Here is a 16,724-nt window from a genome sequence, read left to right as displayed (position 1 = left end):
GACATCGAGAAGTTCGCCGCGGCGTTCGGCGCCACGGGCAGGCGGGTGAGCGGCCTCGCCGAGTTCGAGGAGGCGTTCCGGGCGTCCCTGGCCGAGCCGGGCGTCTCGATCATCGACGTCGCGGTGGACTACAGCCGCAACGTCGACATCGCCGCCCACCTGGTCGAGGACGCCTTCGAATGAGCACGCACACGGTCGACTCGACCGACGACTACGCGATCTACCAGAGCTCGACCATGGCCGCGCTGCTGGCCGGGGTGTACGACGGGGACCTGACGATCCGCGAGCTGCTCACCCACGGCGATCTCGGGCTGGGCACCTTCAACCACCTGGACGGCGAGATGGTGATCGTTGACGGCGTCTGCTACCACCTGCGCAGCGACGGCTCCGTCCAGGTCGCGGACGGCGACGACCGGACGCCCTTCGCCGCCGTGCTGCCCTTCCACGCGACCACGACGTTCACGGTGGAGGAGCCGACCGGTCTCGCCGGCCTCACCCGGCTGATCGACGACGCGGTCGACGGCGGGAACATCCCCGTCGCCCTGCGGATCGACGGCCGGTTCACCGAGGTCCGAACCCGGACCGTGGGCGCGCAGACCGAGCCGTACCCGCCCCTGATCGAGGCGACCGCCCACCAGGGCGTCACCGGCATCGCCGACACCCGCGGCACGATCGCGGGGTTCCGCACTCCGCAGTTCGAGCAGGCCGTGTCGGTCCCCGGGTACCACCTGCACTACGTCGACGACGCCCGCGAGAAGGGCGGGCACGTCCTCGACGTGACCGTGGCCGAGGTGACGGTCTCGCTCACGACCGTCGCCGGACTGCACCTCGCGCTCCCGGAGACGGACCAGTTCCGCCGCGCGGACCTGGCGATGAAGGACATCGCGGCGCAGGAGGCGCGAGCGGAGGGGTGAGGCGGGCGGGACCTCCGGGGAGACGGGCCGGCCGCGACCCGTCTCCCCGGAGGCCGGTCAGGGCGCGAGCTCCTCGCGGACGATCGCTGCTCCCGCGCTCAGCGCGCTGAGCTTCCCCCAGGCGAGGTCGCGGGGCAGCGGCGCCATGCCGCAGTTCGTGCTGGGGAGGAGCAGGTCCGCGTCGACGAACCGGAGGGCGCGGCGCAGGGTGTCGGCGACCTCCTCGGGCGTCTCGACGGTCCCGCTCGCCACGTCGATCGCTCCGAGCATGACCTTCTTGCCGCGGACGAGCTCGATCAGCTCCATCGGCACGTGGGAGTGGTGGCTCTCCAGCGAGACGATGTCGAGCGAGGACTGCTGGAGGAGCGGCAACGACTCCTCGTACTGCCGCCACTCCGACCCGAGGGTCGCCTTCCAGTCGGTGTTCGCCTTGATCCCGTAGCCGTAGCAGATGTGCACCGCGGTCTCGATGCGGAGTCCCTCCGCCGCCCTCTCCAGCGCGGCCACACCCCAGTCGTGCACCTCGTCGAAGAAGACGGTGAAGGCGGGCTCGTCGAACTGGACGATGTCGACTCCGGCGTCCTGGAGGGCTCGCGCCTCCTCGTTGAGGATGGTCGCGAACTCCCACGCCAGCTTCTCGCGGCTCCCGTAGTGCCGGTCGGAGAGGGTGTCGATCATCGTCATCGGGCCGGGCAGCGCCCACTTGATCGGCTGATCGGTCTGCTCGCGCAGGAACCGGGCGTCGTCGGCGAACACGGGCCTCTCGAGCCCTACGGCGCCGACGACGGTCGGCACGCTCGCGTCGTACCGGTCGCGGATGCGCACCGTCTCGCGCCGCTCGAAGTCGACGCCCGTGAGGTGCTCGATGAACGTCGTGACGAAGTGCTGCCGGGTCTGCTCCCCGTCACTGACGATGTCCAGGCCCCGGTGGTGCTGCTCGTGGACAGCGGCGCGCAGGGCGTCCTGCTTGCCCTCGGCCAGGGCGTCGCCGGTCAGCCGCCACGGGGACCACAGGGTCTCCGGCTGCGCGAGCCACGACGGCTTCGGCAGGCTGCCGGCGATCGAGGTGGGCAGGAGCGGGAGGGCCGCCGAGGCTCCGCGCGCGCTCATCGGACCGCTTCCGCGTACTCGGCGGCCCACTGCCGCAGCCGCTCCCCGTGCGGCTTCATGAGATGCTCCTCCGCGAACCGCCCCTGCTCGACCGCGAGCCGGCCGCGCTCCTCGCGGTCGTAGGAGACCGCGGGCCGCACGTAGTCCTGCTGCTCCAGGTCCGGCCGGTAGACGTCGGCGGCGGCCGAGCGCGCGCCGTAGATCTCGGGCCGGTAGATCCTCTGGAACGTCTCCATCGTGCTGATGGTGGCGATGAGCTGGAGGTCCGAGTAGTCCTCCAGCAGGTCGCCGCCGCAGTAGAACGCGAGCGGCGCCGTGCTGCCGGGCGGCATGAAGAAGCGGACCCCGAGGCCCATCTCCGCGAAGTACCGGTCGGTCAGCGAGAGCTCGTCCTGCCGGTACTCGACGCCGAGGATCGGATGGAGGGTCCCGGTGCGCCGGTACGTCCTGCTCGTCGAGACGCTGATGCAGATGACGGGCGGCGTCGACGAGAGCTCCGCGTACTGCGCGGAGTACCGGAAGTGCTGGAAGAGCGCGCCGTGCAGGACGCCGAAGTCGTCGGGGACGGTGAAGCCGGCCTGCGCGGCGTTGACCGCCGGCAGCCGCACGCTGAAGTCGTGGTCGCGGAGGTAGGAGGAGAAGTTGTTCCCCAGTGTCCCCGGCTGACATCGGCCGGTGCGGCGGTCGAGGATCCGGGTGCGCAGGACCTCCAGCAGCGGGAACTCCCGGTCCTCGCCGTCCGTGGTGAGCCGCAGCCCGACGGAGACGATGTCGAGCCCGACCGTGTAGCGGCCGCGGCTCGGATCGTCGCCCGGCACGAGATCGTTCAACCGGTCGTCGATCATCCGCAGCGCGGTCCGGAGGTTCTCCCGGCGGCGCTCGCCGCGGGCCAGATTCGCGAAGTTGGTGGTGATCCGGGAGCTCTGGGCCGGCGAGTAGTCCTCGTCGAAGGGAGTGAGGGTGGTGCTGAAGGCGGGTTCGTTCGTCATGATCGGCCGATCGGTAGGAGGGACTGGGGCGGGGGCACGATCAGTGCGGGTGGTCCTCGGTCAGCTTGAAGCCGAGTCGGCCGTGCGCGAAGGCGGCTCCGGCTCCGATGGCGGCCGCGACCCAGGCTGATTCGGCGAGCTCGGTCTCGGTCGCACCGGCGCGCACGGCGTTCTGGCCGTGGCCGTCGATGCAGTAGACGCACTGCTTGCTGATGCCCACGGCGTAGGCGATGAGCTCGCGGTACTTGAGCGGGATCTCGCGACCCTGCGGAGCGAAGACGGCGGTGTCGAAGGCGGTGAACGCCGCAAGGACGTCGGGGGTCTCCTTCTTGTAGGCGGCGGTGTAGCGGCGGTCGGCTGCGCGGTCGTAGTAGGCGTCGGTCATGGTCTTCCTTCGGAGGTCGGAGAGGGGGCGGAGGGGATGAGGTCACGGCCGGGCGGGGATCTCCAGGCCGAGGTTCTCCCGCAGGGTCGTGCCCTCGTACTCGGTGCGCAGCGAACCGCGCTCCTGCAGCAGCGGCACGACGCGGTCGACGAACTCGTCCAGACCACCCGGGTGCAGGTGCGATCCGAGGACGACCCCGTCGCCGCCCCCGCTCTGCACGAACTCGTCGAGACGGTCGGCGACCTGCTCAGCCGTGCCCACGTACTCCGTGCGGTCGAAGACGGTCTCGGCGAGACCGCGGAGGGTGAGGTCGCGCTCCTGAGCGAGCGCACGCCAGGCGCGCACGGTCCCCGCGCGATCACCGTGGATCAGTGCGCGGCCCTCGATCAGCGGCGGCGCCTCGAGGTCGGGCTCGAGATCGGGTACCGGCCCGTCGACGTCGAAGCCCGACAGGTCCCGGTTCCAGACCTGCTCGAAGAGCACCTGGATCGTGCGCGGTGTGAGTTGCTGATCGCGGATCCACCGCGCTCTCTCCTCCGCCTCCGCAGCGGTGCCGCCGAGGACGACGGCGGCTGACGGGAGGATCCGCACGGAGCCGGCCGGGCGACCCGCCGCCGCGACCCGGGCCGCGATGTCGCGCGCGAACTCGTGCGCCTCAGGTCCCCGGTGGTAGGGGGAGAAGATCACGTCGGCGCTCGACGCCGCGAAGTCGCGACCCTGCGGAGAGACGCCCGCCTGCACGATCACCGGCCGGCCCTGCGGGCTGCGCGGCACGGTGAAACGGCCGGAGACGTCGAACTGGCTGCTCGAGACGGCGAACGACCCCGTCGACGAGTCGGCGAGGAACTCGCCGGAGGGGGCATCGGCTCGCACGGCGTCGGAGGTCCAGGTGTCCCAGAGCGTCGTCACCGCGCGGACGGCCTCCTCGGCACGGGCGTAGCGGTCGGCGCGGTCGAGGAAGCCGCCGCGGCGGAAGTTCGCGCCCGTGAAGGCGTCGAAGGACGTGACCACGTTCCACCCCGCTCGTCCGCCTGAGAGGTGGTCGAGGGTCGCGATCTGACGGGCGAGCTCGAAGGGCTCGTTGAACGTCGCGTTGAGCGTGCCGACCAGGCCGATGTGCTCCGTGACCGCGGCCAGCGCGGCGAGGAGCGGCAGAGTGTCCGGTCGTCCGGCGATGTCATGGTCGAACGGGCGCCCCGCGCGCTCCCGCAGGGCCAGACCCTCGGCGAGGAAGAAGTAATCGAACCGCCCGCGCTCCGCGGTCTCTGCGACGCGGCGGAACGTCGAGAAGTCGACCTGGCTGCCGGCGTCGGGGTGCTCCCACAGGGTGTGCTCGTTCACCCCGCCCACGTAGGCGGCGAGGACGATCTGCTTCGGTCGCCGCGTCATGACTGCTCCTCGGAGGCGTAGCGGTTCGGGATCGACGTGGGCAGGCCCAGGGCTGAGCGGAGGGTGCGGCCCTCCTCCGTCCCGACGAGCAGACCGCGTCGGCGCAGCTCGGGCACGAGGTCGTCGGCGATCAGCGGCAGATCGGTGGCGAGAACCGCGGGTCGGAGGCGGACGCCGTCGTAGCCGAGCTGTGAGAGCTCGGCGATGCGGTCGGCGACGGACGCGGCCGACCCGGCGGCGACGGCGGCGTCGCCGGTGAGCGGTCGGCCGAGAGCGTCGAGGCGCGAGAGTCTGGCCGCGGCGGACTCCGCCGGGGTGTCGAGGACGACGACGAGGTCGGCGAGGACCCGCAGGCGCTCGCCCGTGCGCCCCGCCCCGCGCTCCGCCTCGGCGATCTCCTGGAGGATCCTCTCGGCGTCCGCTGCGTTCTGAGGCGTCGCGAACACGACGTCGGCCGAGCGCGCGGCGAAACGGTACGGGATGTCGGCGTGTGCGAGCGCGGCGACGACGGGCTGCCCCTGCGGCGGCCGGGGAGTGATCGCGGGGCCGCGCACCGAGAACCAGCGTCCTGCGAAGTCGACGCGGTGCACCTTGTCGGCGTCGAGGAAGCGATCGGTGGCGACGTCGCGGATCTCGGCGTCGTCCTCCCAGCTGTCCCAGAGTCTCCGTGCGACCTCGACGGCGTCGGCCGCCTCCTCGAAGAGCTCGTCGACGACGGCGCGGATCGCGGGGTCCTCGAGAAGGGGCGTGCCCGGCTCCGGCGGCACGATCGCCGCGATTCGTCGTCCGACGTGCGAGGCTTCGTCGACGCGTGACGACACCCTGACCTGCCAACCGCCCCGCCCCCGGCTCAGGTGGTCGAGCGTCGCGACGGCCTTCGACACGTGGAAGGGCTCCGTGTGGGTCACGGTGACCGTGGGCACGAGACCGATGCGGCTCGTGAGGGGGGCGACGTAGGAGGCGATCAGCAGCGCGTCGAGCCGGCCGCGGACCTCGTCGGTGCGGTCGTCGGCCAGGAAGGGGTCCGCCGATTGCAGGGCGAAGGAGTCCTCGATCGTCACGAAGTCGATCCCGCCGCGCTCCGCCCGCTGCACGATGTCCGCCCAGTACGCGCCGGTGAAGAGCGCGTCGGGACGGGCGCCAGGCTCGCGCCAGGACGCGGGGTGCCAGCCGGCGCCCTCGAGGGCGACGGCGAGGCTGAGGGGTGGGGCGGCGGTCATCGTGCTCCTCGGATCAGGGTGCCGGCTCGGACGAGCTCCTCGTCGTCGAGTGCGCGGAGGCGGCGCAGCAGCGCGCGCGCGACCTTGTCGTTCTCGCGGAACGACACCGCGTTCGTGCCCGGCCGGGAGAAGGCGCCGACGAACGGCGAGTCGGTGTACGGGCCGATCGCGTACCGGCGGCCGACGCGGCCTCCCGCCGTCGAGCGCAGCAGGGTGTCGTCCTGGTGCACGCGCAGCCTCCCGGTCGACAGGAGAGTGTCGCCGACGTCGACGAGGTCCTCGACCGCCGACCCCGACGCGACGAGCGCTCGCATCAGCGCGTCGTCACTCCTCGCAACGGACGTCCGGGGGAGGCGCGCGTCGACGAGAGCGTCAGCGAGGACGACCTGATCGGTCGCCCCGCCGCTCGCGACGAAGCGGCCCTCCTCTTCGGAGGTCTCCACACGGATGCCCGGGCCGAGGAAGTCGACGACGCCCGCGTCCGAGAGTGCGAGCAGCTCCTCGAGACGGTGCGCGGGCGGCCCGCTCGCGAGGAAGCTGAACCAGCCGAGCCACCATCCGTGCAGATCCTCGATCCGCGAGCGGGGCGTCCACCTCGCGGACGCGGTGAGATCGGCGACGAGGAAGTGGCTGCGCAGAAGCGCGAGGAAGAGCGCCATCGTGGCGCTGTGCTCCTGCCGGCTGCGCAGAGCCAGGTCGTCCCGGATGTAGGCGCGCACCGCCTCCTGCAGCGCCGAGCCGTCGGCGAACCGCACATCGGCGAACGGGCGGTCGAGATCGGGGAGGAGCAGCCTGTCGAGGCTGTCCGGCACAGTGTCCGCGACGAGCGCGGTCAGGGTCCGCGCATCTCCGAGGACCCGCTCGGCGTCGGCCCCGAGTGCGGGGAGAGCGTACCCCTGTCCCGCTTCGGGTCGCGGGCCGCGGGAGCCGGCGAGGACCGAGGCGCGCGGGTCGAGCCGCGAGAACACCTCCGAGAAGTGCGTCCAGTCGGTGCTCACCCGGTCGGGGTGCCCGGTGAAGAGCTCACGGTAGTAGCCCCAGAGCATCTCCTGGGCGATCAGGGGCCAGACGTCCTCGCTGAAGTCGAGCGGGCGGTGTCGCGAGCGCAGCTCCTCGACGACGGACGCCGAGAACCAGCGGGGCTCGGGCGCGGCTCCCTGGAGCGTCGAGCCGATCTTCGAGTGGTAAGGGACCCCGCGGCGGCTGCCGATCAGGATGCGCGGCTCACGTCCCGACGGGTGGTAGCGCAGTCCGCCGGCGTCGTCCCGTTCGAAGCGGCCGCCCCGGCCCTCGGTGAGCAGCACCAGGAGGTCGACCGCGACGAGGCCGAGGCCGCGCACGATCACGTCGTGTCCGGCGCGGAGGGATCCGAGGTCGGCGTCGGCCGTGAACGACGGCGGCAGGTAGGTGAGGCCGTGGCGCTCGGCGAACCCGGCCAGCCGGGTCTCGTCGACCGTCGGCAGAGCGCCGCTGTGCCCGAGCGAGAACAGGACCAGGTCCGCCTCGATCACGTCGCCGGAGTCGAGGACGACCCGCTGCGCACCGTTGTCGCGGCCGAGCACCTCGACGACGCGCGCCGCGTGCTCGCGGACCTCGACGTCAGGGCGGAGAGCGACGAGCGCCTCCCGGTGGAACCAGCCCAGATAGAGGCTCTGCAGCCGGCGGGTGGGGAAGCTGTCGGCGCGGAGCCCGTCGAGCTCGCGGCGCACGGCTTCGTCGCCCTCTGCGAGCGCGATCCGGCCGGCCCGCACCGCCCTCGCCCACTCGATCAGCGAGGGTCCGGGGCGCACCGGCCCCTCGATCGTCGCGCTCGCGTCGGTGAACATCGTCACGTCGGCTGCGCGCGAGTTGAGCTTCAGCAGCGGCGACTGCTCGTAGCGCCAGATCCGGCCGGGGCCGACGGGGTACGGGTCGACGACGTGGACGACGAGCGCGGCCGGCCCGAGGGCGTCCTCGGCGGCGTTCGCGGCGAGGCGCTCGAGGACCCCGACCGCGCGGGGACCTCCCCCGACGATCACGAGGGAGCGGGTCCCGTCCGATGGCGCTGACATGCGTCCACGATGACCCTTCCCCCGTGAGGACGCCGCTCTGTGACGACTCGTGACGATGTGAAGAAGTGTGTAGCGGCGGGGTTGGAGCCGGGTGGCCGCGGACCCTAGCGTCGGCCCCCACGGCGTGCAGAACGGTGCGCCCCGACAGGCAGGAGCCTCGAGTGCCCATCGAATTCCTCGGCATCGCCGCGCTCAACGACGGCAGCGAGACACGAGCACGCAGCGGCGCGAGCTTCGACCCGGAGTACACGGTGCGTCTGGCCGCGGCTCATGAGGACAGCGGGTGGGACCGCATCCTGTTCGCCTACCACTCCGGAGCCCCCGACCCCGCCGTCGCCGCCGCTTTCATCGCGTCGCGGCTCGAGCGCATCCAGCTGCTGCTGGCGCACCGGCCCAACGTCTCCTACCCCACGGTCGCGGCGAAAGCCTTCGCGACCCTCGATCAGCTGAGTGGAGGCCGCCTGAGCGTCCACGTGATCACGGGCGGGTCGGACGCGGACCAGGCCGCGGAGGGCGACTACCTGAGCAAGGACGAGCGCTACGCGCGCACCGCCGAGTACATCAGGATCGTCAAGCAGGTCTGGACGACCCGTGAGCCGTTCGATCACGTCGGGGAGCACTACCGCTTCTCCCGGTTCGTCAGCGACGTCTGGCCGGTGCAGCAGCCTCGGCCGCAGATCTCGTTCGGAGGCTCCTCTCCCGCCGCTCTGTCCGTCGGTGCCGCCGAGAGCGACGTCTACGCGCTCTGGGGCGAGCCGCTGCGGGACACCGCCGAGCAGATCCGCAGCATCCGGGAGGCGGCGGCGGCGGCCGGCCGCGAAGTCGCGCCGCGCATCCAGGTCGCCTTCCGACCCATCCTCGGGGCCACCGAGGAGCAGGCCTGGGAGAAGGCGGAGGGGATCCTCCGCCGCATCGAGGCGCGCACCCGCGAGACCGCCCCCGGAGGCCTCGCCGCGCCGGAGAACACCGGCTCGCAGCGCCTCCTCGCGATCGCCGCCGCAGGCGACCGTTTCGATCGCGCGCTCTGGACCAGGGCGGGAGTCGCCGCGGGAGCGCGCGGCAACTCGAACGCCCTCGTCGGGACGCCGGAGACGGTGGCCGCCGCGCTGCTCGACTACGTCGATCTCGGGGTCGACATCATCTCGGCGCGCGGCTACGACTACGTCGACGACACCCTCGACTTCGGTCGCCACGTGATACCGCTGGTGCGCGAGGAGGTCGCTCGACGCGACGCCGCGGCCGCCCAGGCCGCCGAGGAGGCCGCTCGTGTCCTCGTCTGACACCGTCGCGGCCGACGAGTTCGTCCATGTGCGGGCCGATGACCCGCGGGCCCGGCCCCTGCTCGACGAGCTCGAGCGCGAGTACGACACCCGCTACGGCACCGCCTGGGGCGAGCCGGCATCGGCCGAGCTCGCGCGCTACCCGAGCGAGGTGTTCGCCCCGCCGGAGGGATCCTTCGTCCTGCTTCTGCGCGACGGCACCGCGATCGCCGGAGGCGCGCTGAAGAGATTCGACGACACGACCGCCGAGCTCAAGCGCATCTGGACATCCTCGGCGCACCGTCGGCAGGGACTCGCCCTGCGCGTGGTCGCCGAGCTCGAGGCGGAGGCGCGCCGGCTCGGCTACTCGACCGTCTACCTCACGACCGGGCCGCTCCAGCCGGAGGCGCAGCGGCTCTACCTCACCGCGGGCTACACACCGCTCTACGACGTGACCCAGCCTCCGGAGGTGGTCGTCCTGCACGGCTATGCGCGGACGCTCACCGATCGGCCGCTCGATGTCGCGAGGATCCGGACCGCGCACGACGACTCCTTCGCGCAGCTCACCGCGTCCCTGCCCGACGGCGGAGCACGCCTGCGCGGTCGCGTCACGGGGCGTGCCTCATGAGCGGCACGATCGCGCCGCCTCGACCGCGGGACACGTCCGGCCCCCATCCCGGAGGCATCGACCTCGCCCGACTCGGCGAGCGGCCGGTGCTGCCGCTGCGCCACCCGGTGCGCTGGGTGGTCGCCGCACTGGTCCTCGTGCTCCTGCTGAACGCCGGACAGACCCTCTTCACGAACCCGTCGTGGGAGTGGCCGAAGGTCGGGACCTGGCTCTTCAGTCCGGCGATCCTGAAGGGGCTGCAGCTGACACTCCTCGCCACCGCCATCAGCGCCGTGATCAGCTTCGTCGGAGGCATCGTCGTCGCCGTAGCCCGGCTCTCGGGCAATCCGGTGCTGTCGACGCTCAGCTGGGTCTACATCTGGCTGTTCCGCTCGGTGCCGCTGATCCTCGTCCTCATCTTCCTGTTCAATCTCGGCAACCTGTATCCGACCGTCGGCATCGGCATCCCCTTCGGTCCGCAGTGGTCGGTGCCGACGGTGTCGCTGCTGCCTCCGCTCGCCCTCGGCGTGATCGGCCTGAGCCTGTCCGAGATCGCCTACAGCGCCGAGGTCGTCCGTTCCGGGGTGCTCGCGGTCGATCAGGGGCAGCACGAAGCGGCGAAGGCGCTCGGGATCCCGCAGCGCCGCCAGTTCACCCGCATCGTCCTCCCGCAGGCGCTCCGCTCGATCGTGCCCGCCTACGTGAACCAGATCATCGGCCTGCTGAAGGCGAGCTCGCTGCTGTTCTACGTCTCGCTGCTCGACCTGTTCGGGGTCGCTCAGAACCTCGGCAGCACGTACCCGACGGACATCATCCCCCTGCTCGTCGTCGCGACGATCTGGTACCTGGTGCTGACCTCGGCGATCTCGGTCGTGCAGTTCTACATCGAGCGCTTCTACGCCCGCGGCGCGCACCGGGAGCTCGCGCCCACGCCCCTCCAGCGGGTGCGGCGCTCGCTCGCCGGCCTGAGGAGTGCGCGATGACCGCCGCCATCGAGATCCACAACGCGACCAAGTCCTACGGCGACCGGACCGTGCTCCGGGGAGTCGACCTGCGCGTCGAGGCGGGCACCGTCACGGTTATCCTCGGTCCGAGCGGCTCGGGCAAGTCGACCCTGCTGCGGGCGATCAACCATCTCGAGAAGCTCGACGAGGGGTTCGTCTCCGTGAACGGCGAGCTGATCGGGGTGCGGCTGCGCGGCGGTCGGCTCAAGGAGCTGCGCGAGAAGGAGATCCTGCGCCAGAGGGCGAGGATCGGCTTCGTCTTCCAGAGCTTCAACCTCTTCCCGCACCTGACGATCCTCGAGAACGTCACCGAGGCGCCGATCTCGCAGGGGCAGCCGCCCGCGGAGGCCCGCGAGCGGGCACGCGCCCTGCTCGAGCACGTCCGTCTCGCCGACAAGGCGGCGGCCTATCCGAGGCAGCTCTCCGGCGGCCAGCAGCAGCGCGTGGCCATCGCGCGTGCGCTCGCGCTCGACCCCGAGGTGATCCTCTTCGACGAGCCGACCTCGGCTCTCGATCCCGAGCTCGTCGGGGAGGTGCTGCAGGTCATCCGGTCGCTGGCCGAGAGTGGCCGCACCCTCATCGTCGTGACCCACGAGATCGGCTTCGCCCGCGAGGTCGCCGACCGGGTGGTGTTCGTCGACGACGGCCTCGTCGTCGAGCAGGGCAGCCCGAGCGAGGTCCTCGACCGCCCGCAGAATCCGCGGACCCGCGACTTCCTCGGCCGAGTCCTCGGCTGAGCCCCCGCACTCCTCCTCCTCTCCATCCGCACGACAGACACAGGAATCGAATCATGACCAGACCGCACATCACTCGTTGGACCAGAGTCGGGGCGCTTCTCGCTGCCGCCGCGCTGACGACGGGCCTCGCGGCCTGCTCCGGTGCCGCCGCCTCCGACCCGGCCTCCCCGGGAGCCGCCTCCGGCACCACCACCGTCACCGTGGGTGCCCTCTCCAACGGAGCGGCGACCGAGACGGACATCGATGTGCCGGTCGTCGACGAGATCCGCGGCACGCTGCCGCAGGAGATCCTCGACCGCGGGACCCTGACGATCGGCGTCGGCGCTCTCCCCGCAGGCTTCCCTCCGCTCGCGTTCACCGGGACCGACACCGAGACCCTCACCGGCTCGGAGCCCGATCTCGGCCGCCTCGTCGCCGCCGTCCTCGGGCTGCAGCCCGAGGTGGAGAACTCCACCTGGGACAACCTCTTCGTGGGCATCGACACCGGAGGCAGCGACGTCGGCTTCTCGAACATCACCGTCACGGAGAAGCGCAAGGAGAAGTACGACTTCACCTCCTACCGCGCCGACACCCTCGCGTTCCAGGTCCTCGCCTCGAACGACTGGGAGTTCGACGGCGACTACGAGAACCTCGACGGACTCACCGTCGCGGTCAGCAGCGGCACCAACCAGGAGAAGATCCTGCTCGAGTGGCAGGCCCGTCTGCAGTCCGAGGGCAGGTCCCTGGAGATCACGCGACTGCCCGATGCCAACTCCGTCACTCTCGCTCTCGGCTCCGGCCGGATCGACGCCTACTTCGGGCCCAACCCGACGACGGTCTACCAGAACCGGATCTCGGAGGACGGCGCCGACCCGACCCGCAACGCCGGCACGTTCTCCGGAGCGGGCGAATCGCTCGACGGGCTGATCGCGGCGACTGTGAAGAAGGACTCCGGACTCGCCGAGCCGATCGCCCAGGCCCTCGGCTACCTCATCGGGAACGGTCAGTACCAGGACTGGCTGTCGGCCTACGGCCTGCAGGACGAGGCCGTGGACGAGGCCCTGGTGAACCCGCCCGGGCTCCCGCTCGACAACAGCTGAGCCGCCCCCGCCTCGGGCGCCCCGATCGACCAGCGGGGCGCCCTCCGCCCGCTTCCCCGAGGACTCCCATGCACCTGTTCGACTCGCTCACGCGCGAACGACTCGACCGCCCGACGAGCCGCAAGTGGAGCCTCCGCCCCGGCACCATCGGAGCCTGGGTCGCCGAGATGGACTTCGGTACGGCGCCGGCCGTTCGGAGGGCACTGCACGACGCCGTGGCCGGCGACGTGCTGGGCTATCTGTCCCCCTCGACTGCGGGCGAGCTGGGCGAGGCCGCCGCGGAGTACCTCGCTGAGCAGTACGCGTGGACGGTCGACCCCGCCCGCGTGCACTCCGTCTCGGATGTCATGGCCGCGCTCGGAGTGGCCGTCACCGAGTTCTCCCGCCCCGGCTCACCGGTGATCGTGCCTACCCCTGCTTACATGCCGTTCCTCACCTACCTGTCGGCCATCGGACGCGAGGTGATCGAGGTCCCGGGAACGATCGTCGACGGCCGCTGGGAGCACGACCTCGACGGGATCGATGCGGCCTTCGCGCAGGGAGCGGGCACCCTGGTGCTCTGCAATCCGCACAACCCGACGGGCTCGGTCCTGCCGCGGTCCGAGCTCGAAGGTCTCGCCGCTGTCGTCGAGCGCCACGGCGGGCGGGTCTTCGCCGACGAGATCCACGCGCCGCTGCGGTTCGACGGCGTCCCCCACATCCCTTACGCCTCGGTCTCGGAGGAGGCCGCCCGGCATTCCGTCACCGGAACGAGCGCCTCGAAGGCGTGGAACATCCCCGGCCTGAAGGCCGCGCAGCTGATCACCACGAACGACGCAGACGAGGACGTCTACTCGCGCTTCGGGTTCGCGGTGCAGCACGGCGCTTCGAATCTCGGCGTGATCGCCTCGACGGCCGCCTACCGGGAGGGCGGAGCGTGGCTCGACGAGGTCGTCGACTACCTCGACGGCAACCGGCGCCTCATCGCCGACTTCCTCGCCTCCGAGCTGCCCCGGATCGGGCACCGCACCCCGGAGGCGACGTATCTCGCCTGGTTCGACCTGGGTGCTCTCGGCCTCGCCGATCCCGCGCAGCACCTGCAGCGCGAGGCGGGAGTGACGCTCACCTCCGGACGCCTGTGCGGCGCCGGCTACGCCGACCACGTGCGTCTCGTCTTCGCCATGCCGCGTCCCCTCCTCCTCGAGGCGCTCGAAGCCGTGCGGGCCGCCGTGTGAACGGCGGAGCGCCTTCGCGGGGACTCGACGAGGTGGGACGGCGGAGCACCGAGGCGGGCGGCATCGCACGACAGTGGCGAGGAGCCGTCCTTCAGCGCCTCCGCTCCCTCTGCACCCCCGATGAGGCCGGGCCGCCGGCGGTGGACCGGGCGGCCTCGCGTGTCGAGGCTGTGCAGCTCGCCCACGAGATCGAGCACGGGTTCTTCCGCCCGGTGCCCGGCCGGGCGCAGGATCCGGAGTGAGACGGGGCGGACCCCCCCTACGTCCCGAAGAGGTTGGCGCGGGTCCCGCCGGGAGCGAGCTCGTCGCGGAGGATCCCGCGGCGGCGCAGGACGGGGACGAGGTCGTCGAGCATCCGGTGCAGGGTGACCGGGTGCAGGTCCCCGGAGAGGAGGAGCCCGTCGCTGCCGCCGTCGTCGCCGAGCTCCTCGACGAAGTCGGCGAACTCCTCCGCGGTGCCGACGAAGCCGGCGCGCTCGGCGACGCGGCCCTTGCGCGCCTTCCTGGTGAGCAGCTCCCGCAGCGGAGCGTCCTCCGTGCCGCCGTACAGGCCGGCGATGGTGCCGTGCGAGACGTGCTCGCCGAACACCGACCGCGGGACGGGGAGGTCCAGGTCCAGCCCGGTGAGGTCGGTCTCCAGGTCGCTCGACCAGCCGAGCGCGATCCGCCGCAGCGCGTCCTCGTCGGGGTGGCGCGACGCCTCGACGACGCGCGCGGCCTCCTCCGGGCTCGACACGATCTCGGGCTTCACGACGAAGAGCACGCGCAGGTCGTCCGCCGTCCGCCCGTGCTGCTCGGCCGCGGCGAGCACGCGCGCCCGGTAGTCGCGCACCGCCCGGGCCTCCAGAGGGGCGAGCGCGAGCTGCACGTCCGACTGCGTGCCGGCGAAGGCCAGGCCGCGCGGAGACCCGCCGGGGGAGACGACGATCGGGTCGCCGTTCTCGAAGGGGACGGCGTTCAGGGGTCCGTCCACGCGGAAGTGCTCCCCGCGGTGGCGGAACGCGTCGATCCGGGTGCCATCGGCGTAGCGGCCCGACTCGGGGTCGGCGACCAGCGCGCCCTCGCCCCAGCTGTGCCAGAGCCGGCGGACGACCGCCATCCACTCGTCGGCCCGGTCGTAGGCCGCGTCGTGCGACAGCGGCTCCAGGCCCACGTGACGGGCGCTGCCGACGTCGGTGACCAGGTTGATCCCGAAGCGGTCGGAGCTGAGGTGCTGCAGCGTCGCCGCCTGCCGGGCGGCGAGGTACGGGGGCGTGATGCCGGCGTTGATCGTCGGGGCCAGCCCGATCCGCTCGGTCGCCGCGAACAGGTACGGCGCCAGGAGGAGCGGATCGTGCTTCGGCCCGCCGTACGCTCCCCGCACCCGCAGGTCGAGCGTCTCCGGGGAGCCGAGCGAGACGGCGTCCTCCATCACGATCAGCTCGAAGCCGGCCTGCTCCAGCTCGCGGGCCGACTGCTGGTAGAGGCCGGGCTTCGTCCAGGCGTGGTTCCACTCCCGGTAGGGGTGCCCCCAGCCCTGCGGTCCGAAGCCGCGGGAGAAGAACCAGCCGAAGTGCTGACGGCGCGCCACGCTCACACCTCCGCGAGCGCGGGGAGGGCGTGTGCGCGCACCGCGGCGAGCCCGCGCTCGAGGTCGCGGAGGAGGTCGTCGACGTCCTCGATCCCGATCGACAGCCGGAGGAGCCCGGGGTGGATGCCGGCGGCGGCCCGCTCGGCGGAGGTGCGGCCGGCGTGGGTGGTCGACGCGGGATGCAGCACCAGCGAGCGCACGTCGCCGAGGTGGGTCATGTGGCTGAACAGCTCGACGGCGTCGATGAAGGCGGCCGCGCCCGCCTCGCCTCCGGCCACGGTGAAGGAGAAGACGGAGCCCTGCCCGCGGGGGAGCAGCCGCTGCGCGAGGGCGAACGACGGGCTCGACTCCAGGCCGGAGTAGTCGACCGACACGACCTCGGGCCGCCCCTCGAGGAAGCGGGCGACGGCGAGGGCGTTCGCGGAGTGCCGCTCGACCCGCAGCGACAGCGTCTCGACGCCCTGCCGCAGCAGGAAGGAGTTCAGCGGTGACGGCGTCGGTCCGAGGCGGGAGACCACGATGTCCCGCGTGTACGAGACGAAGGCGCGCCGGCCGTGCTGCTCGGTCCAGCTGCGGCCGCCGAACGACCGCTCCTCCTGGTTGAGGTGCGGGAAGAGCGCGGGGCGCGCCGCCCAGTCGAACGTGCCGGCGTCGACGATCACGCCGCCGAGGGCGGAGCCGTGCCCGGCGAGGAACTTGCTGGTCGAGTGCACGACCACGTCGGCCCCGTGCTCGATCGGGCGGAGGAGGTACGGGGTCGCGAGCGTGTTGTCGACCACGAACGGCAGCCCGTGCCGATGCGCGATCGCGGCCAGCGCCGGGAGGTCCAGCAGATCGTTCTTCGGGTTGGGGATCGGCTCGCCGAAGAGGACCCGGGTGTCGGGCCCGATCCGCCGCTCCCACTCGCCGAGGTCCGACGCGTCGTCGACGAAGTCCACGCCGATCCCGAGCCGACCGAAGTTCTGCACCAGCAGCCCCCGGTTGCCCTCGTACAAGCGGCGCGACGAGAGCACCCGGTCGCCGGCCTGCAGGATCCCCAGGAGAGCGGAGGCGGTGGCCGCCTGGCCGCTCGCCACCAGGATCGCCTCGGCGCCGCCCTCGAGATCGGCGAGCCGACGCTCGACCTCCTCGGTGGTCGGGTTCCCGTTGCGGGTGTAGAGGTAGCCCTCGTCCTCGCCGGCGAACCGCTCGCGGGC

16 protein-coding genes are annotated in these 16,724 nt (G+C 72.0%); 8 read left to right on the top strand and 8 right to left on the bottom strand.

From position 1 onward, the window contains the following. The coding region (locus C5C74_RS17550) for a hypothetical protein (RefSeq protein ID WP_374953528.1) at positions 1-183 on the top strand (183 nt) is incomplete at its 5' end. Continuing rightward, the gene (budA, locus tag C5C74_RS15090; protein WP_104351821.1) at positions 180-914 is read left to right on the top strand and encodes an acetolactate decarboxylase; all 735 of its coding nucleotides are present in this window, start codon (positions 180-182) and stop codon (positions 912-914) included. The genes C5C74_RS17550 and budA, both read left to right, overlap by 4 nt. A 57-nt stretch (positions 915-971) precedes the next feature. Here the strand turns inward: budA and C5C74_RS15085 are convergent, their stop codons facing one another. The 6 genes from C5C74_RS15085 to C5C74_RS15060 are packed head-to-tail and all read right to left on the bottom strand — an operon-like array spanning position 972 to position 8,058. Further along, positions 972-2,024, bottom strand: a complete 1,053-nt coding sequence (locus tag C5C74_RS15085) for a methionine synthase (RefSeq protein WP_104262243.1) — start codon at positions 2,022-2,024, stop codon at positions 972-974. Next, on the bottom strand, positions 2,021-3,013 hold the full coding sequence (locus C5C74_RS15080) for a putative oxygenase MesX (protein WP_104351820.1): 993 nt from the start codon (positions 3,011-3,013) through the stop codon (positions 2,021-2,023). The genes C5C74_RS15085 and C5C74_RS15080 overlap by 4 nt, the downstream gene beginning before the upstream one ends. 40 nt (positions 3,014-3,053) lie before the next feature. Beyond that, the gene (locus C5C74_RS15075) at positions 3,054-3,398 is read right to left on the bottom strand and encodes a carboxymuconolactone decarboxylase family protein (RefSeq protein ID WP_104223293.1); all 345 of its coding nucleotides are present in this window, start codon (positions 3,396-3,398) and stop codon (positions 3,054-3,056) included. A gap of 42 nt (positions 3,399-3,440) precedes the next feature. Next, on the bottom strand, positions 3,441-4,787 hold the full coding sequence (locus C5C74_RS15070) for an NtaA/DmoA family FMN-dependent monooxygenase (protein ID WP_104223292.1): 1,347 nt from the start codon (positions 4,785-4,787) through the stop codon (positions 3,441-3,443). Continuing rightward, the gene (locus tag C5C74_RS15065) at positions 4,784-6,007 is read right to left on the bottom strand and encodes an LLM class flavin-dependent oxidoreductase (protein ID WP_104351819.1); all 1,224 of its coding nucleotides are present in this window, start codon (positions 6,005-6,007) and stop codon (positions 4,784-4,786) included. The genes C5C74_RS15070 and C5C74_RS15065 overlap by 4 nt, the downstream gene beginning before the upstream one ends. Beyond that, positions 6,004-8,058, bottom strand: a complete 2,055-nt coding sequence (locus C5C74_RS15060; RefSeq protein WP_104351818.1) for an FAD/NAD(P)-binding domain-containing protein — start codon at positions 8,056-8,058, stop codon at positions 6,004-6,006. The genes C5C74_RS15065 and C5C74_RS15060 overlap by 4 nt, the downstream gene beginning before the upstream one ends. 161 nt (positions 8,059-8,219) lie before the next feature. On the opposite strand from C5C74_RS15060, the gene C5C74_RS15055 reads away from it, so the two are divergent. The 6 genes from C5C74_RS15055 (at position 8,220) to C5C74_RS15030 (ending at position 13,958) form a co-directional block, all read left to right on the top strand. Then, positions 8,220-9,338, top strand: coding sequence for an LLM class flavin-dependent oxidoreductase (locus C5C74_RS15055; RefSeq protein ID WP_104351817.1), 1,119 nt, complete (start codon positions 8,220-8,222; stop codon positions 9,336-9,338). Continuing rightward, entirely contained in the window at positions 9,325-9,945 is a 621-nt protein-coding gene (locus C5C74_RS15050; RefSeq protein ID WP_219812350.1) for a GNAT family N-acetyltransferase, read from the top strand. The genes C5C74_RS15055 and C5C74_RS15050 overlap by 14 nt, the downstream gene beginning before the upstream one ends. After that, positions 9,942-10,907 carry an amino acid ABC transporter permease gene (locus C5C74_RS15045; protein WP_104351816.1) on the top strand — a complete coding sequence of 322 codons (966 nt, stop codon included), beginning with the start codon at positions 9,942-9,944 and terminating at the stop codon, positions 10,905-10,907. The genes C5C74_RS15050 and C5C74_RS15045 overlap by 4 nt, the downstream gene beginning before the upstream one ends. Then, on the top strand, positions 10,904-11,665 hold the full coding sequence (locus C5C74_RS15040; protein WP_104223287.1) for an amino acid ABC transporter ATP-binding protein: 762 nt from the start codon (positions 10,904-10,906) through the stop codon (positions 11,663-11,665). The genes C5C74_RS15045 and C5C74_RS15040 overlap by 4 nt, the downstream gene beginning before the upstream one ends. A gap of 53 nt (positions 11,666-11,718) precedes the next feature. Then, the gene (locus tag C5C74_RS15035) at positions 11,719-12,744 is read left to right on the top strand and encodes a transporter substrate-binding domain-containing protein (protein WP_104351815.1); all 1,026 of its coding nucleotides are present in this window, start codon (positions 11,719-11,721) and stop codon (positions 12,742-12,744) included. A 68-nt stretch (positions 12,745-12,812) separates the two neighbouring features. Beyond that, positions 12,813-13,958: a MalY/PatB family protein gene (locus C5C74_RS15030; RefSeq protein ID WP_104233981.1), complete on the top strand. Its 1,146-nt coding sequence runs from the start codon at positions 12,813-12,815 to the stop codon at positions 13,956-13,958. A gap of 259 nt (positions 13,959-14,217) precedes the next feature. Here C5C74_RS15030 and C5C74_RS15025 read toward each other — a convergent pair whose 3' ends face one another. Beyond that, a complete protein-coding gene (locus C5C74_RS15025; protein ID WP_104351814.1) occupies positions 14,218-15,528 on the bottom strand; it encodes an LLM class flavin-dependent oxidoreductase in 1,311 nt (436 codons plus the stop codon). Positions 15,529-15,530: 2 nt separating this feature from the next. Then, positions 15,531-16,724 (bottom strand): O-acetylhomoserine aminocarboxypropyltransferase/cysteine synthase family protein (locus C5C74_RS15020; protein ID WP_104351813.1); only part of this gene is annotated, 1,194 nt, incomplete at its 5' end.

Source organism: Rathayibacter sp. AY1E8 (assembly GCF_002931415.1).
GTDB lineage: Bacteria > Actinomycetota > Actinomycetes > Actinomycetales > Microbacteriaceae > Rathayibacter.
The sequence above is the reverse complement of the archived record's forward strand: the minus strand, read 5'-3'. Positions and strand labels throughout refer to the sequence as shown.

Coding starts and splice junctions, on each gene's coding strand:
- C5C74_RS15085 (WP_104262243.1), bottom strand. CDS start 2,024: ATGAGCGCGCGCGGAGCCTCGGCGGCCCTCCCGCTCCTGCCCACCTCG.
- C5C74_RS15080 (WP_104351820.1), bottom strand. CDS start 3,013: ATGACGAACGAACCCGCCTTCAGCACCACCCTCACTCCCTTCGACGAG.
- C5C74_RS15065 (WP_104351819.1), bottom strand. CDS start 6,007: ATGACCGCCGCCCCACCCCTCAGCCTCGCCGTCGCCCTCGAGGGCGCC.
- C5C74_RS15075 (WP_104223293.1), bottom strand. CDS start 3,398: ATGACCGACGCCTACTACGACCGCGCAGCCGACCGCCGCTACACCGCC.
- C5C74_RS15060 (WP_104351818.1), bottom strand. CDS start 8,058: ATGTCAGCGCCATCGGACGGGACCCGCTCCCTCGTGATCGTCGGGGGA.
- budA (WP_104351821.1), top strand. CDS start 180: ATGAGCACGCACACGGTCGACTCGACCGACGACTACGCGATCTACCAG.
- C5C74_RS15070 (WP_104223292.1), bottom strand. CDS start 4,787: ATGACGCGGCGACCGAAGCAGATCGTCCTCGCCGCCTACGTGGGCGGG.
- C5C74_RS15030 (WP_104233981.1), top strand. CDS start 12,813: ATGCACCTGTTCGACTCGCTCACGCGCGAACGACTCGACCGCCCGACG.
- C5C74_RS15040 (WP_104223287.1), top strand. CDS start 10,904: ATGACCGCCGCCATCGAGATCCACAACGCGACCAAGTCCTACGGCGAC.
- C5C74_RS15035 (WP_104351815.1), top strand. CDS start 11,719: ATGACCAGACCGCACATCACTCGTTGGACCAGAGTCGGGGCGCTTCTC.
- C5C74_RS15045 (WP_104351816.1), top strand. CDS start 9,942: ATGAGCGGCACGATCGCGCCGCCTCGACCGCGGGACACGTCCGGCCCC.